Origin of the sequence: Flavobacterium sp. XGLA_31, assembly GCF_051547105.1 — a bacterium.
GTDB lineage: Bacteria > Bacteroidota > Bacteroidia > Flavobacteriales > Flavobacteriaceae > Flavobacterium.
Map to the genome: position 1 here is coordinate 39,339 of NZ_JBPTTM010000009.1, position 16,159 is coordinate 55,497.

At 39.3% G+C, this 16,159-nt stretch carries 17 protein-coding genes; 7 read left to right on the plus strand and 10 right to left on the minus strand.

From position 1 onward, the window contains the following. Nucleotides 1–33 precede the first annotated feature (33 nt). Entirely contained in the window at nt 34–333 is a 300-nt protein-coding gene (locus tag ACSVH6_RS12930) for a c-type cytochrome (protein ID WP_438079164.1), read from the plus strand. 43 nt (nt 334–376) lie between these two features. Beyond that, complete coding sequence (locus ACSVH6_RS12935; protein ID WP_438079167.1) at nt 377–718, plus strand: tRNA-binding protein; 342 nt, start codon at nt 377–379, stop codon at nt 716–718. Here ACSVH6_RS12935 and ACSVH6_RS12940 read toward each other — a convergent pair. The 3 genes from ACSVH6_RS12940 to ACSVH6_RS12950 form a co-directional block, all read right to left on the minus strand. Continuing rightward, nucleotides 715–948, minus strand: a complete 234-nt coding sequence (locus ACSVH6_RS12940; RefSeq protein WP_438079169.1) for a hypothetical protein — start codon at nt 946–948, stop codon at nt 715–717. The two genes, ACSVH6_RS12935 and ACSVH6_RS12940, sit on opposite strands and share 4 nt — an antisense overlap. A 42-nt stretch (nt 949–990) precedes the next feature. Beyond that, nucleotides 991–1,371: a PUR family DNA/RNA-binding protein gene (locus ACSVH6_RS12945; RefSeq protein WP_438079171.1), complete on the minus strand. Its 381-nt coding sequence runs from the start codon at nt 1,369–1,371 to the stop codon at nt 991–993. Between the two features lie 71 nt (nt 1,372–1,442). Then, entirely contained in the window at nt 1,443–3,200 is a 1,758-nt protein-coding gene (locus ACSVH6_RS12950; protein ID WP_438079172.1) for an ABC transporter ATP-binding protein, read from the minus strand. Between the two features lie 196 nt (nt 3,201–3,396). Here ACSVH6_RS12950 and ACSVH6_RS12955 point away from each other — a divergent pair, with 196 nt between their 5' ends. The 4 genes from ACSVH6_RS12955 (at nt 3,397) to yajC (ending at nt 6,232) form a co-directional block, all read left to right on the plus strand. Next, on the plus strand, nt 3,397–4,503 hold the full coding sequence (locus ACSVH6_RS12955; protein ID WP_438079174.1) for a Glu/Leu/Phe/Val family dehydrogenase: 1,107 nt from the start codon (nt 3,397–3,399) through the stop codon (nt 4,501–4,503). Between the two features lie 116 nt (nt 4,504–4,619). Next, complete coding sequence (nusB, locus tag ACSVH6_RS12960) at nt 4,620–5,528, plus strand: transcription antitermination factor NusB (RefSeq protein WP_438079304.1); 909 nt, start codon at nt 4,620–4,622, stop codon at nt 5,526–5,528. 14 nt (nt 5,529–5,542) lie between these two features. Beyond that, nucleotides 5,543–5,944 (plus strand): DUF1573 domain-containing protein, encoded by a 402-nt coding sequence (locus ACSVH6_RS12965; protein WP_438079176.1) that lies wholly within the window; start codon nt 5,543–5,545, stop codon nt 5,942–5,944. 9 nt (nt 5,945–5,953) lie between these two features. Continuing rightward, nucleotides 5,954–6,232, plus strand: a complete 279-nt coding sequence (yajC, locus tag ACSVH6_RS12970) for a preprotein translocase subunit YajC (RefSeq protein WP_438079178.1) — start codon at nt 5,954–5,956, stop codon at nt 6,230–6,232. 71 nt (nt 6,233–6,303) lie between these two features. Here yajC and ACSVH6_RS12975 read toward each other — a convergent pair whose 3' ends face one another. The 3 genes from ACSVH6_RS12975 to ACSVH6_RS12985 all read right to left on the minus strand — a co-directional run bounded on the left by ACSVH6_RS12975 (nt 6,304) and on the right by ACSVH6_RS12985 (nt 8,982). After that, nucleotides 6,304–6,882, minus strand: coding sequence for a YdeI/OmpD-associated family protein (locus ACSVH6_RS12975; RefSeq protein WP_438079180.1), 579 nt, complete (start codon nt 6,880–6,882; stop codon nt 6,304–6,306). 74 nt (nt 6,883–6,956) lie between these two features. After that, complete coding sequence (gene pepT, locus ACSVH6_RS12980) at nt 6,957–8,240, minus strand: peptidase T (RefSeq protein WP_438079182.1); 1,284 nt, start codon at nt 8,238–8,240, stop codon at nt 6,957–6,959. 124 nt (nt 8,241–8,364) lie between these two features. Continuing rightward, nucleotides 8,365–8,982, minus strand: coding sequence for a hypothetical protein (locus ACSVH6_RS12985; RefSeq protein ID WP_438079184.1), 618 nt, complete (start codon nt 8,980–8,982; stop codon nt 8,365–8,367). A gap of 299 nt (nt 8,983–9,281) precedes the next feature. Between ACSVH6_RS12985 and ACSVH6_RS12990 the strand changes: the two genes are divergently transcribed. Continuing rightward, nucleotides 9,282–9,683 carry a helix-turn-helix domain-containing protein gene (locus ACSVH6_RS12990; RefSeq protein WP_438079306.1) on the plus strand — a complete coding sequence of 134 codons (402 nt, stop codon included), beginning with the start codon at nt 9,282–9,284 and terminating at the stop codon, nt 9,681–9,683. 37 nt (nt 9,684–9,720) lie between these two features. On the opposite strand, the gene ACSVH6_RS12995 is transcribed toward ACSVH6_RS12990, so the two are convergent. The 4 genes from ACSVH6_RS12995 to ACSVH6_RS13010 form a co-directional block, all read right to left on the minus strand. Further along, nucleotides 9,721–9,999: a hypothetical protein gene (locus tag ACSVH6_RS12995; protein WP_438079186.1), complete on the minus strand. Its 279-nt coding sequence runs from the start codon at nt 9,997–9,999 to the stop codon at nt 9,721–9,723. Nucleotides 10,000–10,292: 293 nt separating this feature from the next. After that, the gene (locus ACSVH6_RS13000; RefSeq protein WP_438079188.1) at nt 10,293–12,866 is read right to left on the minus strand and encodes an AAA family ATPase; all 2,574 of its coding nucleotides are present in this window, start codon (nt 12,864–12,866) and stop codon (nt 10,293–10,295) included. Nucleotides 12,867–13,159: 293 nt separating this feature from the next. Beyond that, complete coding sequence (locus ACSVH6_RS13005; RefSeq protein WP_438079190.1) at nt 13,160–13,471, minus strand: hypothetical protein; 312 nt, start codon at nt 13,469–13,471, stop codon at nt 13,160–13,162. A gap of 221 nt (nt 13,472–13,692) precedes the next feature. Then, a complete protein-coding gene (locus tag ACSVH6_RS13010; RefSeq protein ID WP_438079192.1) occupies nt 13,693–16,104 on the minus strand; it encodes an alpha-ketoacid dehydrogenase subunit alpha/beta in 2,412 nt (803 codons plus the stop codon). Between the last annotated feature and the right edge of the window lie 55 nt (nt 16,105–16,159).

Here is a 16,159-nt window from a genome sequence, read left to right on the forward strand (position 1 = left end):
TACATTTACCGGAAACCAATAAACTGAAAAACTATGAAGTATAAAGTAGTGGCCTTGGCCTTATTGTCGGTAATCATTTATTCTTGTGCCTCCAAATCGAGTGTGCCAACTACGGCAGCAACAAAAACAGAGTCAGCTTCTACTGTAATGACGGCTGAATTGGCTGAAGGGAAAATGCTTTATGAAAACAATTGTGCCAAATGTCATAAACTGTATGACCCAAAAGGATTCTCGGCTCAGGAATGGAAGCCGATAATGGACAAAATGCAAAAGAAAGCGCATTTAGATGATGCACAAGGATTAAAAATATACAATTACGTTACAATGAAATAATCAAAAAACACTCTGAAAAGAGTGTTTTTTTAGTTTGTGAACTATGGAAAAAAGTCTTACTTGGTCAGAATTTGAAAAGACGGAGATGCGAATCGGAACCATACTCGAAGTCAAAGATTTTCCCGAAGCCCGAAAACCGGCTTACCAATTAACCATTGATTTTGGAGCGGAAATCGGAATCAGAAAATCATCCGCTCAAATTACGAAACGATATTCAAAAGAGGATTTAATAGGCAAACAAATTGTTGCGGTGGTCAATTTTCCAAAGAAACAAATCGGCACTTTTATGAGTGAGTGTTTGGTGCTGGGTTCTGTTGGTCATGATAATGACATAGTGTTGTTGGTTTCAGATTTTAAAGTGGAGAACGGCTTACGTATCGGTTAATTCTTTTTCATTTTTTTTAGTATGCTTGTGATCAGGTTGAACAAGCTCAATACTATAAAAACAACGGTGATATAAAAAGAAACTTTCAGCGGGGTGGTTTCGCGCTCGGGACTGTTGATGTTCATGTTAAGAATCCAAATCCAAAACAGCATACTCAATGCGTGAAACGGCATTCCGTATTTGTCAATGAAATCGGTAAATCGTTTGATGTAAAGAGCAATTTTTTGCATGGTATTTTAAATTTAAAAGCCCGAAATCTTCGGGCTTTTGTATTAAATATCGTCAAAATCAATATCGGTAAAACTCTTTTCCGAAGCTGAAGTTTTTTCTTCTGTGGCTTCTTGCTGATAGTCTCTTTTAAAATCTTTTTGATGTCTTTCCGAAATTACTTCTTCTCCCTTGTGATTTAGTACATAAGAAGTCATTTCTTCTAAAATATCAGTAAACGCGGCAAAATCTTCTTTATACAGGTAGATTTTGTGTTTTTTGAAGTGAAACGACCCGTCCTCTTCGGTAAATTTTTTACTTTCTGTAATGGTGATATAATAATCATCCGCTTTTGTAGCTCTCACATCGAAGAAATAAGTTCTTCTTCCTGCTCTTAAAACTTTAGAAAAAATCTCATCTTTTTCTAACATATCGTTTTCTCTCATATTCTTTCGGTCAATTAAATAGTGTTTGTGTACAGTTCAAAAATGGTAAATTTTTTGTTATGAAACAACAATTAATTTAATTCTTTTTCCGAAAGTTGTTTTAAGTACAATTCCGCATAATAGCCCTCTTGGTTTACTAATTGATTATGAGAACCTTCTTGTATGATACGTCCTTCCTCAATAATGATGATTTTGTCGGCATTCTTGGCTGAAGAGACTCTGTGACTCACGATAATGGTGGTTTTGTTTTTAGTAATCTCCAATAAATTATTCAGAATTTGTTCCTCGGTTTCCGTATCTACAGCCGAAAGACAATCGTCTAACAATAGGATTTTAGGGTCCTTGATAATCGCACGGGCGATGGAAACTCTCTGCTTTTGCCCGCCTGAAAGCGTAATCCCGCGTTCACCCAAAATAGTGTCGTATTGCTTATTGAAATTCATAATGTTGTTGTGTACAACGGCATTTTTGGCGGCATTTATGACTTCTTCATCGGTGGCATTTTCCTTTCCGAACTTGATGTTGTTTTTAATGGTGTCCGAAAACAAAAAAGCATCCTGCGGCACTATACCGATACTGTTGCGCAAATCAAACAGATTTACCTGATGAATAGCTTTGCCGTCTATGGTAATTTGGCCTTCTTTGATATCGTGCATCCGCGTTAATAACGATAGAATACTTGATTTTCCGGCCCCTGTTTTACCCAAAATGGCAAGTGTTTCTCCCTTTTTTACTTTAAATGAAATATTTTGTAAAGCACTGATTTCGGTATCTTCATAGGTAAAGGTTACATTTTTGAATTCAATGTCTCCCATTATGTCACTATGCTCGGCAGTATTGTTTTTGATTTCGGGTTCTATTTTCAGGAATTCGTTTATGCGTTTCTGAGACGCTTCGGCTTCTTGTACCAAAGAGGAAACCCATCCTATGGAAGCAACGGGCCAGGTCAGCATATTGACATATAAAATAAATTCAGCAATAGTACCAATACTTTTTATGGTTCCGTCAATATACATTAATCCGCCAAAATAAATGACGGTCAGGTTGCTCACGCCAATTAACGCAATCATTAACGGGCCGAAAAGGGATTGTACACGGGCCAAACTCATGCTTTTGATTTTACTCTCTTTGGCCAGGTCTGACATATTGTTTTGGTATTGTTCTTCTAAACCATAAGCCTTGACTACTCTGATTCCCGAAAAAATCTCTTGAGTAAAACTGGATACTTTGGACAAAAATTGTTGAAAAACGGTACTCCGCTGATTGATTTCGGTACTCAATCTGAAAATGATATACGACAATATGGGTAAAGGTAAAATGGTATACAGTGTAAGTCGGGGTGATACATTATACATATAAATAATGACCACCGTAAAGCGAATAAAGGTATTGATGGTATACATCACTGCGGGGCCCACATACATTCTCACTTTGGCCACATCTTCACTGATGCGGTTCATTAAATCTCCTGTTCGGTTGCGTTTGTAGAAATTTTGATCCAGTACCTCATAGTGTCTGAAGACTTCATTTTTCAAATCAAACTCCACATGACGCGACATTACAATTAAGGTCTGACGCATTAAAAACTGTAAAACACCGGCAATCAAAGTGGTAGCTAAAATCCAAAGAATGTTTTGAATGAGTTCCGTTTTCACTACCTCACTACTGATGCTGCTCTTGTGAAAATCTTCAATAACCTTAAAGGATTTGCTGACCAGCTTTGGTGTGAATAATGAAAAGATTTGAGCTACAATGGTGATGATAATTCCTAATAAAAAATGGAATTTGTATTTGATGAAATATTTGTTTAAATATTGAAGTTCTTTCATTTTAGATAACTAAAAACAAGCTTATGTGTTTCTTTTTTGTTAAAATTATTGGATATAATTAAATTAAAGGATTCTTGATTAAAATGGTTTTTATTAACAAATTAGTAATTAATCTCTGTTTGAGTAAATTTTATTGAATAAAGTTATAATTTTGCGCTGACTTTTTTGAAAAAAGTCTAAATTAAATAATTACAAAATGACTTCAGAAATCACAACCCCAGCCGAGCTGAAAAAGATGGATCCTGTTTTTGGTCAACTGTCTTTTGATAATCATGAACAAATTGTTTTTTGTAACGACAAAGATACAGGTTTAAAAGCAATAATAGGTATACATAATACAGTGATGGGACCGGCTCTTGGCGGAACCAGAATGTGGAAATACAACAATGAATGGGAAGCTTTAAATGATGTATTGCGTTTGTCTCGCGGAATGACCTACAAGTCGGCAATCACCGGATTAAACTTGGGTGGTGGTAAAGCGGTAATCATTGGAGATTCCAAATTGGATAAAACCCCTGAAATGATTATACGTTTCGGTCAGTTTGTAGATTCATTAAGCGGAAAATATATTACTGCAGAAGATGTGGGAACTACCACAGAAGATATGGACAGAATCAACAGTGTGACCAAACATGTAACCGGTATCTCTGTTGAAAGAGGTGGTTCAGGAAACCCTTCTCCGGTAACAGCCTATGGTGTGTATATGGGGATGAAAGCGGCTGCTAAATACCAATTCGGTTCTGATAATCTGGACGGTAAAAAAGTATTGGTACAAGGAACAGGCCATGTGGGAGAGACCTTAATCAGTCATTTGAGAAAAGAAGGAGCTGAAGTGTTTGTTGCCGATATTCACCAGGATAAAATGGAAAATATGGTGGCTAAATATGGTGCTAAAATATATACAGGAGAGGATTTGTACGCCGCCGATGTGGATATCTATTCTCCTTGTGCTTTGGGAGCAACCATCAACGATGATACCATTTACAAAATCAAAGCCAAAGTAATTGCCGGTGCTGCCAACAATCAGTTAGCGGTTGAGTCTGTTCACGGACAAATTTTAAGAGAAAGAGGTATTGCGTATGCTCCCGATTTCTTAATCAATGCCGGTGGAATTATTAATGTGTATGCTGAGATCGTGAAGTACGAACCGGGAGAAGCTATCCGCAGAACAGAAAATATCTATAACACTACCTTAGAGATTTTTAACTTTGCTGAAGCCAACAATATGACCACGCAGCAAGCTGCCATGCAGATTGCTCAAAACCGTATTGATCAAAGAAAAAAAGAAAACGCTGCTAAATAAGCGGATTCAAAATAAATAAATTACTATTTTTGCAACGCGAAAGATTTTCTTTCGCGTTGTTAATTTTTAAAAAGTTCTTACCCGTGCTAAACAGAAGACATATTCGAGTAAAGGTGATGCAATCCATCTACGCGATGCATCAAAAAAATTCTGATGAATTAGAAAAAGAAGAGAAATTCTTAATTCACAGTATTGACAATATTCAGGATTTGTACTTAACCATGTTGTCTTCATTGCTTGAAATCAGAAAAAAAGAAATCATTTTCTTGGAGGCTTCCAGCAAAAAACATTTGGCTACACCGGAAGAAAAAAATCCCAATAAAAAGTTTATTGATAATGCCGTCCTGCAACTTTTGGAGAACAGCAGTTCGTTGAGTATTGCTCTTGAAAAGAGAAAAATTGACAATTGGTCACTAAATGATGACTATATTTTGATTTTGCTGAACGAAATCAAGAAAAGTACTTTGTACCGAAACTACATGAGTACATCCAAAAAAAGTACTTTTGAGGAAGACCGCCAGTTTATAGTGGATGTTTTCACGGATATCGTAGCGCCTAACGAAAAATTATACGAATACCTTGAGGATCATAAACTCACTTGGATTGATGATGTCCCTTTGGTAAATACACAAATTCAAAAGCAGTTAAAACAGCTTTCAGAAAACGAGGATTTCAGAGTAATCAAACTTTACAAAGACGAAGAGGACAAAGAGTTTGTTAGTTTGCTGTTCAGAAAAACGGTTTTAAATGAGTTGGAACTGGCCAAAGAATACATTGACAAAACACCCAATTGGGATGCCGACCGTATTGCTGAAATTGATACCATTATTTTAAAAATGGCCATCTGTGAGTTTTTGAAATTCCCTTCCATACCGGTTAAAGTTACCATCAATGAATATTTGGAAATTGCCAAGGAGTATTCCACCCCTAAGAGTAGTATCTTTATCAATGGAATCCTGGATAATTTGGTCAAAGAATTTGAAAACGAAAATAAAATTAAAAAAACCGGTAGAGGTTTGATGTAATAAATAATTAGAATATGATTAAAAGAATGTGCCTAGTGTTTGTCATGGCGACTTTGGCCTTGACAACTTCATGTAAGAAAGAAAGTAATGGAACCACCGAAGTGACCTTTGAAACCGAAGAACATGATTTCGGAACCATCACACAGGGAGACAAGGTAACGTATGAATTTAAATTCAAAAATACCGGAAATGCCGATTTTATTATTAAAGACGCTAAAGGTTCATGTGGTTGTACCGTACCGGAATATCCTAAAGACCCAATCAGCCCGGGAGATGAAGAGACTATTAAAGTATCGTTTAATTCTGCCGGAAAAATGGGAGAAACTACGAAAACCGTTACCTTATTTTGTAACGTTAAAGAAGGAATTAAAATTTTACATATTAAATCTAACATCGTTCCGAAGGGAACTAAATAAGCAACTATTATGAGTGCACAATTTGTACAGTATTTACCGTTTTTATTAATGTTTGTGGTGATTTATTTTTTTATGATTCGCCCGCAACAAAAGAAAATTAAACAAGAAAAAGAATTCGAAGCCGGTTTAAAAGTAGGCGATAAAATTATTACCAAAAGCGGCTTTCACGGTAAAATTGCCGAGCTTTCAGAAGGAACAGCCGTAATTGAAACCATGTCCGGTAAACTGAAAATAGAACGTTCAGCCATTTCATTGGAAATGACAGCCGCGTTGAATAAAAAAGCCTAAGGACTAAAACACTTAGTCGCTTTATACAAAAAATCCCAAACTTGAACAGTTTGGGATTTTTTTATTATAGATTATTTTCTGTATTTATCGTTCAGTCCTCTGCCTTCGAGGATGAGCGGTTTGATTTTTTCAAAGCGGGTTACTTTGGTTTTTTCCTGTTTCGCTGTGGCCATTAATTCCCAAAACTCTTTTTGTTTATAAGGGCTGAATTGTTCAAAAGCAACTTTTAACTTAGGGTCTTTTTTAAGTTCATTTGCCAAAAAATCACAATGCATTGCCGGTTTCTTTTCGGGTTTGATGGAAAGCCCGGCTTTTTCATTGGCTATGGCTTCGAGAATGTACTGTAAAAGCAATGTTTCGTCAACCTCCTCAGCCGAAGTAAAACGCCACTGACGCAATCCCTTGGTCACGCCTTCATTGGCATTGACCAAAACCTTGGCATCATCTTTCAGAAAGACGCCATTGAAAAACCAAACGGTAAAGAAACTTTTAAATCCGCCAATGCCTAACACATTCTTGTTGTTGATTGTATACACTTCACCGCCCCATTTGGTAGTTTCTACCAACTCGGTTTGTTGAATAATGCTGCGCAACAGGCCGAGTTCTTCACCCCATTGGTTGACTTTATCCCAAGTGTATCTTTCTTTCATAGTCCCGGGTATTGGTCAGTTCTTTTGTTTTCTCCGAAAAGAAAATACCATCAAGAACCTTTTGTCGTGAAATTTTATTTCTTTTTACCTTTTCCTTTTTCTTTACTTTTTTTAGTAAAATCAGTAGTAGCTGTCAATTCTGCAATCTTTACAATCACATCCACTGCTTTCTGCATGCTCTCTACGGGTACATACTCATATTTTCCGTGGAAGTTGTGTCCTCCGGCAAAAATATTCGGGCACGGTAAGCCCATGTACGACAAACGACAACCGTCTGTTCCGCCGCGAATGGGTTTGATTAACGGTTTAATCCCTAAGGATTTCATCGCTTTTTCAGCTAGATCCACAATAAACATAACCGGTACTACTTTTTCTTTCATGTTGTAGTATTGGTCGGTAATGGTCGTGATTACGATATCTTCACCAAACTGTTTGGCGAATTTTTTGTTGAATTTCTTGGTGATTTGTGTTACCAGTTCTTTGCGCTTTCTGAACTTTTTCATGTCGTGGTCACGAATAATCAGTTCCAGCTTGGTTTCCTCTATACTTCCCGATAAACCGGTAACATGGAAGAAGCCTTCGTACCCTTTGGTTTCCTGTGGCGTTTCGCCTTTAGGTAATTCATTGATAAAATCGTTGGCAATCAACATGGAGTTAATCATTTTGCCTTTGGCATAACCTGGGTGTACCGACTTTCCTTTGAAGGTAATTTTGACACCGGCAGCATTAAAGTTTTCATATTCTAATTCGCCAATCTGGCTGCCATCCATGGTGTAGGCCCAGTCGGCTCCGAATTTTTTAACATCAAACAAATCGGCACCACGTCCAATCTCTTCATCAGGGGTAAAGCACACTCTGATTTTTCCGTGTTTGATTTGCGGATTTTGAATCATGTGCTCCATAGCCGTCATGATTTCGGTAATACCGGCTTTGTCATCGGCACCCAATAATGTCAAACCATTGGTAGTGATTAGAGTCTGCCCTTTGTACAATAACAAATCTTTGAAGTAGTTGGGTGAAAGCACTATGTTGTGTTCTTTATTTAATACAATATCACCACCGTCATAATTCTTTACAATCTGCGGTTTTACATCTTTTCCGGTAAAATCAGGAGTGGTGTCAAAATGCGAAACAAAACCAATCGTAGGAACCTTGTGGTCTACGTTTGAAGGTAAGGTAGCCATGACATAGCCGTGTTTATCAATAGTTACCTCGGTCATCCCGATGGCTTTGAGTTCGTCTACCAGTTTGTTGGCTAAATCAAATTGTTTTTTTGTACTTGGAGTAGTAGTGGAGTTGGGATCCGATTCGGTGTCGATAGTGACATAACTTACGAAACGGTCAATGATATGTTGCATGGTTTTTTAATTTTCCACAAATATAATTAATTACCAATTGGGAATCACAAATTACCGATTGCAAGTTATTCCCGGCTGACTATTTGGTGAAAAATGCCTCGCTGGGAACTCGTAGAACAGGGTGTTAATTATCAGAGGGCTCTCTTCGGTTCCAGATGTTAAAATCCAACTTAAACTTTTTGTCTTTAAGCAGCGAAAACCAGTCAATGAACAACAACGCACAGAGCAATACTATCCCGATAATCATTCCGGTGATGGATTGCCAGGACAGGGTATCGCGAAATAGCTCATCTACATTTTCTGAAGCAAATTTACCCAAATGTACAGCTGTCGCATCGCTGATGAATTTGCCGATAAAAAATCCCGGAATAATCTTGATGGGTTTGATTCGGGCCATACCGCCGGCTAAAAACAATGGGGTGGTAGGCAACGGCAGTAAGGAATAGGTAACAATAAGGAGCTGACTTTTCCAGCCGTTTTCACTTATTTTTTCTCCGAGGAACTGCACTTCTCTATTCTTCTTGGCTTTAAATATTTTCTCTGATAACAAAGGGATGTAAAGCGTGAGTACATACCTTCCCAGTATGGAACCCGCCACTCCTATGACTGTCACCCACCATACATTCAGGTGATACATGATTTGTAGCGGTACCATGATGGTAAGTGCCGGTGGAAACGGAATAGGGACTACATCAAATAGGAAGGCGCCCGCAAAGACTAATAAATAGTACCACCACATCATGTATTGGGAATTAATTGAACAACAGCCATATTACTTTGCTAAGGTGCATCTTTTTTTGCAAAAAAAGAAACATAAGTTTGTCAGATGTGACGGTTTTTATAGAATGGCAATCGGTTTGTCTGAAGGTCAATCTGTAGTTTAAGTTCTTCGGCACTGTTACAGATATAAAATAATACGGTTTTGAATAGTAATAATCCAATTTGGAATAGTGATTATGCTCCAAATTGTTTTACTTTACACTAATAAAAAATCGCTATTTTTGTACAAATAAGGGGTATTAATGCACTAACTAAACTATGATGAACCTAGTAAATAAAAGCCACATAGGCCGCAAAATCAGTAAAATCCGCGAACTCCGCGGCATGAAACAGGAAGCATTGGCACAAGCTATAGGGGTAAGCCAGCAAACCATTTCGCATATTGAAAACAGCGAGGAAGTAGAGGAGAAGGTATTACTGAAAATCGCTGAGGCTTTGGAGGTATCAACAGAGGGAATTAAGAATTTTAGTGAAGAAGCGGTACTAAATATTATTGGCAACACTTACAACATTGATAATGCATCCTCAGCCTTTAATTTTAGTTGTACTTTTAATCCTCTGGAAAAGCTAATTGAATCTTACGAGGAAAACAAAAGGTTATACGAACGACTCCTGCAGGCAGAAAAAGATAAAGTGGCTTATTTAGAGGAATTGAGGAAATAATGAAAACGAATTCTCTATAGAAAATAAGTCAGCGTATTCAGTTTCTTAAATAACGCGACATCAATGCCTCAATTGTAGGTTTAAGAAATTGCGTGAATTCCTCTTTTTCGTTTTCCTTGAAATCTACTTTATGCTTTACCAAAATTTCATTTAGTTTGTTGGTCATTTCCTTTGCGAATGTGTCAGCCATGCCTACATGATCAGCCATCGCGGACAATTTATCCAAGCCTTGCGCACGTCTCGTTTTATATTTTGATTGGTTTAGTAATTTTTCAACCTCTGATATCAGTTCGTTTTTGATGTTCTCTCTGTCCATTTCTCTATTATTTAGTAGCCTGCAATTTTCATCACAGGCTCGCAGTTCTTTTATCAATTATTTCTTCAAGCTTTATCTTTAGTTCTTCCTTGTTTCCAGCATAATTTTGTACAAGTATATTTGCCATCGCAATAATGTCTTTTGATTCCTTACCTGTAAATTCATTCGCCAGTTACGTTTGTGTGCATCGAGGTAAGTAGCATTCTTTTTGTGCCTAGACATGTAATGTGCTTCTGCTGTATCGAATAGCTTGTTTATTGTTTCTAACTCTAAATTCATGAGTTCCAGTTTTTTTAAGCTGCGGGACATTTTTTTGTAAACGCATCCAAGAAATCCAAATCAGCTTGCGCTTGGGTGGTATCTGGCGGCGGGATATCTCTTGCAGCCGCCGCATCGTGCGCCCAATTTGAAGTATCTGTCATACCTTTCTCTATATCAGCCAGTAGTTCTGGTGTTATCACTACTTTCTTAAGTTTCTGCGTCTGCACTCCTAATCCAAATCTTTCGACTACTCCTTTAAACAAACGTTCTTCAACCGCCCTTTCCCAGCCTTCTCTCAATAATCCATACCATGACTTCACTGCAATCAAATATTCATCATCATCGCCAGCTTTTTCTAGAACTTTCAATCTTACAAGTCTGTCTCTAAGAGTTTTCACTCGATCTCCTACTTTTTGAGCAATCCAAGGTAAGTCAGGTCTGATGATTCCGGGCGTGCCATGAACATTTCTCATCGTGGTCACTAAGCAATTTACTCCCGCTTCTTCAGATGCAATCTGTAGCCTGATAAAAAATCCGATATCGTGCGTTAGAACAACCACCTGTTTAGCTTGTGCAAGATCAACAAGCCTGCTGGCGATATATTCTTTTCTAATATGATCCTGCGACGTTACAGGATCGTCAAAAAAGAGACCTTTGTTATTTGGGTTAAGCTGCGCTTCTGTCAGGAAATCAGCTAAAGAAATCGCTCTTTGCTCACCTTCACTTAAAACACTGTTCGCCGCCGCGCCATTGATTTGCAATTTTCTGAAGGATGAAATTTTTGCGTTTTTCTGCACTATGCTCACCACTTTAGGAGCACGCAACTTCTCACACTCATCATTAAATAGATTGGTGTATTTGTCGGTTATGTGCAGTCCGAAAAGCCTCCCTTGTTCCTTGGTAATTGAAGCCGTGTTCAAAGCTGCAACGGTTGTTTCTGCTTTCGCCGCCCACTTGTACGAAGCAACCAATTCGAGAATGCCTTTCATCATTCTGCCCATCATATGCCTGTCGCCAAGCAGAGCGATCTGTTTTTCCAAGTCTGCAAGTTCCTGCGCGGGATTTGATTGTAACAAAGTACCAATCTCTGAATATATAAGCATTACGGAAGGCATCAATTCGTCCGTATTGAAAGCAAAGGATTGCATCGGCAAAGCGAGATTTCTGTTGCTTAAATTTGCAATGACATTTTTCTTTAGAAGTTCTGCTGTCTCGCTAATTTCTTTCCATTTTTTTGCCAATTCAGGGTTAGTACCTAAGACGTTATTGTAGTATGTCGTCGTTTCATCAAAGACAGGAACGGCAAGGCCTGATAAGGCTTGAACCGTTTCGGAGATTTCCGCTTCAATTCTTTGCAGTTCACGGCCAGCCTCGCTTTTGAGCAAATTCCAATAGGTTTCAAAAAGTTTCCTTTCATCGTCGCCAAGAGGCCTTAAACAAAGAAGACATGCGTCTTCTTGGGAAGGGTAGTGAGCGCCATCGCGAGAGTTTTCAATTTTGTCTGCATAAACTCTGGACGCTTTTACAAAGGCTTGCCATTCTGGACTTCCGATCTCTGCAATATTGTACTGCTGAAAAGCTGTAATACCCTCCTGCTTGGTAAGCTCCAAAAATTTGGCGTGATCTTTAAGCAAAGCAGTATATTGCTCTATGTTATCTTGCTTGATCCTGTCCAGTACAGTTTGCTGTTTGGAAATGTAGTCGTTAAAGGCAGTTTTCAAGTCCTGTAATCCGCTGACTTTTTTCGGGATATCTAGATCTTTAAGCTGCTTTTGTTTAGCAACAAGTTCAGTAAATAACTCTCCCTCCTTTTGCGAAAGCCCAGCGATTTTTTTCAAAGCTTCTTCATCGGTCGATGCACTTAATCCAGAGAGTGTCTGCTTGACTAAATTGTCGCTTGTAAAACTATCCGGATAGCTGTTGACGGGCTTGTTTGTTGCAATCTCGGTAACCAGCTTATCCTTTAGTGCATTATAAAAAATATCTAGCAACTCGAAAAATTCAAAGCCGATGGGTGTAAAATTTAGTTTATTGTCGCCCTCCAAATGGACGCGGACACTTTGAGTATCGAATATCGCAAATTTATGAAACGCAGGATCATTTCCGTTTGCTGGGTATACAAGGTCAGTTTGTGCGCTTCCGTCGTCAAAAGTGAACGTACATGAAGGGGCTCCACTAACGCCTGCAACGTAAACATTGCCCAGAATGTTCTTATCGCCCCGAGAATCGAAAGCGTTGTTTAGCATACGAACATAGCCGGATTTTCCGGCTCCATTGCCTCCGTAGATAACAGTTAGGTTATCGCCGATGCTAATTGACTGCCCTGCGGCCAAGGCATTTACATGAGATATGTCTTTTATCGCCCGCAAGGCTATCGTTTGACTGACCGCGGCTGCATCGGTCTGAATTTCATTGAAGGTAATTTCTGCACGTGTTTCCTCGATGGGTTTTAGACCATTGTCCTCCTTAAAGTAATCGTAAGTTTTGTCGAGAAGATCATGGGTAATAACTCCGATTTCGAGAATTGAATTTCCCGCATACTGTAGCCAATAGGGGTTTGTTTTTAGCCACGATATTATCTGATTTTTTAAAGGTGTACCACTCATGGTTTTTTAAGTTTTTACTCTGCTGATGCAGAGGGTTAAATCGGTGCAAATATAAGAAAATTTCTAATAATTATATTAGTGATGGCATGGCTATTTTTGAGTATTATAAAGGTTGTCAGTTCCCTCGAATAATATCAATTAAAAAGAAAATATTTAGGGAATGTATGGGGGAATATTGCAAGATCGAATTTGAATAAGTGTTATTATACAACCCGATAGCCCTGCTCCCGCGCGAAATGAAATTCGACGAAGTCAATCCTTTCGCGTGATTATGATACGGCCTTCTTTATTATTTACCGCTCCTTCCAAACTCTTTTGCTCTTCTTTCCCTGCATCAACGTAAAAAGAGGCTGTGTTGCGTCAACTGTAAACTTAAGGTTGGGTATATAGGCGGCAAGCTTATTCAGTTGCACCGCCATTTGCTTGTCCGGTACACAAACAAGTACAAGTTCCCACGCCATCAGCCGTTCAAAATCAACAGCAGTCAGCTTAATCTCAAGCGCAGTAAAGAGTAGTTTAATCTTCTCCACATTCAGCACCCTTATTTCGGTATCCAATACGGCTAATTGCCTCAAATGCTCAGCATCAATAATAACTTTAGACATAGCATACAAGTAAGTATCGTAAAAATACAGTAAAATAGCATAAAATCAACTACTCCGTAATTCCTGATTCGTAATTCTTACTTCATACTTCGTACTTTGTACTTCCCACTTCGTACTTCTACTATATAGCTCCCTTATGGGAAAGCCACGGCAAAGCCCACCCTAAGCCATCAAGGGTGACAGTTTGAAATAAAAAAGGAGCCTAATGGCTCCTTTCGATATTAATACAAACTAGGAAACTTGTCCGGTTGGGCTTCGTGCATGATAGCATATACTTTTTCAAACACATCTTCTGCAGAAGGTTTAGAAAAGTAATCCCCGTCGGTACCATAGGCCGGACGGTGGGCTTTAGAGGTCAGGGTTTGCGGTTGGCTATCCAAATGGCGGTACCCTTTTTGTTCGTCTACAATTTGTTGTAAAATAAAGGCAGATGCACCTCCCGGTACGTCTTCGTCAACAACCAGTAGGCGGTTCGTTTTGGCTAAACTTTTCACACAGTCGTGATTGATGTCAAATGGTAGTAAGGATTGCGCATCGATAATTTCGACATCAATTCCTGCTTCCTGTAATTCTTTGGCTGCCTGCTCAATAATGCGAAGAGTTGAACCATACGAAACGATGGTAATATCAGTTCCTTCTTTAATCGTCTCCGTTACCCCAATCGGAGTTTTGAATTCACCTAAATTGGTTGGCATTTTTTCTTTCAAACGGTACCCATTCAAACATTCAATTACTAAAGCCGGCTCATCCGTTTCTAATAACGTATTATAGAATCCGGCTGCTTTGGTCATGTTTCTCGGTACCAACACGTGAATCCCGCGAATGGCATTGATAATCATTCCCATCGGGGAGCCCGAGTGCCAGATACCTTCCAGACGATGCCCACGTGTTCTGATAATCAACGGAGATTTTTGACGGCCTTGGGTTCGGTATTGTAAGGTAGCCAAATCATCGCTCATGATTTGGATGGCATATAGTAAATAATCTAAGTATTGAATTTCGGCTATAGGGCGCAGGCCGCGCATGGCCATTCCAATTCCTTGTCCGAGTATGGTAGCTTCACGGATACCGGCATCAGCCACGCGGAGTTCTCCGTATTTTTCCTGCATGCCTTCCAACCCTTGGTTTACGTCGCCAATATTTCCGGAATCTTCCCCGAAGATTAAGGCTTCAGGGTATTTGTTGAAAATAGCGTCAAAGTTATCACGCAATATCAAACGGGCATCTACTTCTTCGGCGTTAGCGTCATAGTTAGGTAAGACCTCAGTCGCACTTAATACATTTTTATCCGATTGGGAAAATAAATGTGAGCTGAACTTCGGTTGGATTTTGTTGGTATAATTGGTAATCCAAGCCGCTAATGGAGCCTGACCGTTTTCGTTCACCACCATACGCAATACTTTACGGGCCAAGGTGATGATGTCTTTACGGATGGGTTCTTTTATGGAAGCCAAATCAGCAGCATATTTTTCAATAAAAACTTTGTTGGCACTTGAAGCGGCAACACTGGTTAACAAGGCAACTAATTCCTGTTGTTCCGCTTTGATTGGAGCCGTAAAAGCAGCCCAGGCCGCTTTTTTGCCTTCCATGACTTCTTTCTTCGAGGCCGTTTCTATAGCTTCTAATTCTTCGGTCGTAGCCAAGTTGTTTTCGATTAACCAGTTTCGCATTTGTGCCACACAATCAAACTCGGCTTCCCAAGCCAAGCGCTCGGCATTTTTATAACGCTCGTGCGAACCCGAGGTAGAGTGTCCTTGAGGCTGAGTCAATTCGTTTACGTGAATCAAAACCGGCACATGTTCTTCACGGGCAATGGCAGCTGCTTTTTGATAGGTTTCTACTAAAGCCGGATAATCCCAGCCTTTAACTCTGAGAATTTCGTAGCCTTTAGTATCCTCATCCCGTTGGAATCCTTTTAGGATTTCGGAGATGTTTTCTTTGGTAGTTTGGTAGCGGGCATGTACCGAGATACCGTATTCGTCATCCCATACGCTCATGACCATAGGAACTTGCAATACTCCGGCGGCATTGATGGTTTCAAAGAATAAGCCTTCTGAAGTGGAGGCGTTTCCGATGGTTCCCCAAGCGACTTCGTTTCCATCGTTAGAGAATTTGGTGAAGTTTTCTAAGCCACGAACATTGCGGTATATTTTGGATGCCTGTGCCAATCCTAACAAACGGGGCATTTGCCCGGCAGTAGGAGAGATGTCGGCACTTGAGTTTTTCTGTTGGGTTAAGTTGTTCCAGTTTCCGTTTTCGTCAAGCGAATGTGTAGCGAAGTGACCACCCATTTGACGTCCGGCACTCATAGGGTCGAAAGCTAAATCGGTATGTCCGTATAAACCGGCAAAGAACTGCTCAATGGTGAGTTGGCCGATGGCCATCATAAAGGTTTGGTCGCGATAATAGCCTGAACGAAAGTCACCGTTTTGGAAGGCTTTGGCCATGGCTAATTGCGGTATTTCTTTTCCGTCACCGAAGATGCCGAATTTGGCTTTTCCGGTCAGTACTTCTTTTCGTCCCAGCAAACTACATTCTCTGCTGATGGTGGCAATCTTATAATCGTTTAATACTTCGGCTTTGAAATCGTCAAAAGTGATTTCGGTTTTAGTGGCAGCGCTTACTTCACTCATAATCGGAAAGGTTACTTAAGGTAACAAATTTAAATAAAAAGCAGTAATAATTGTT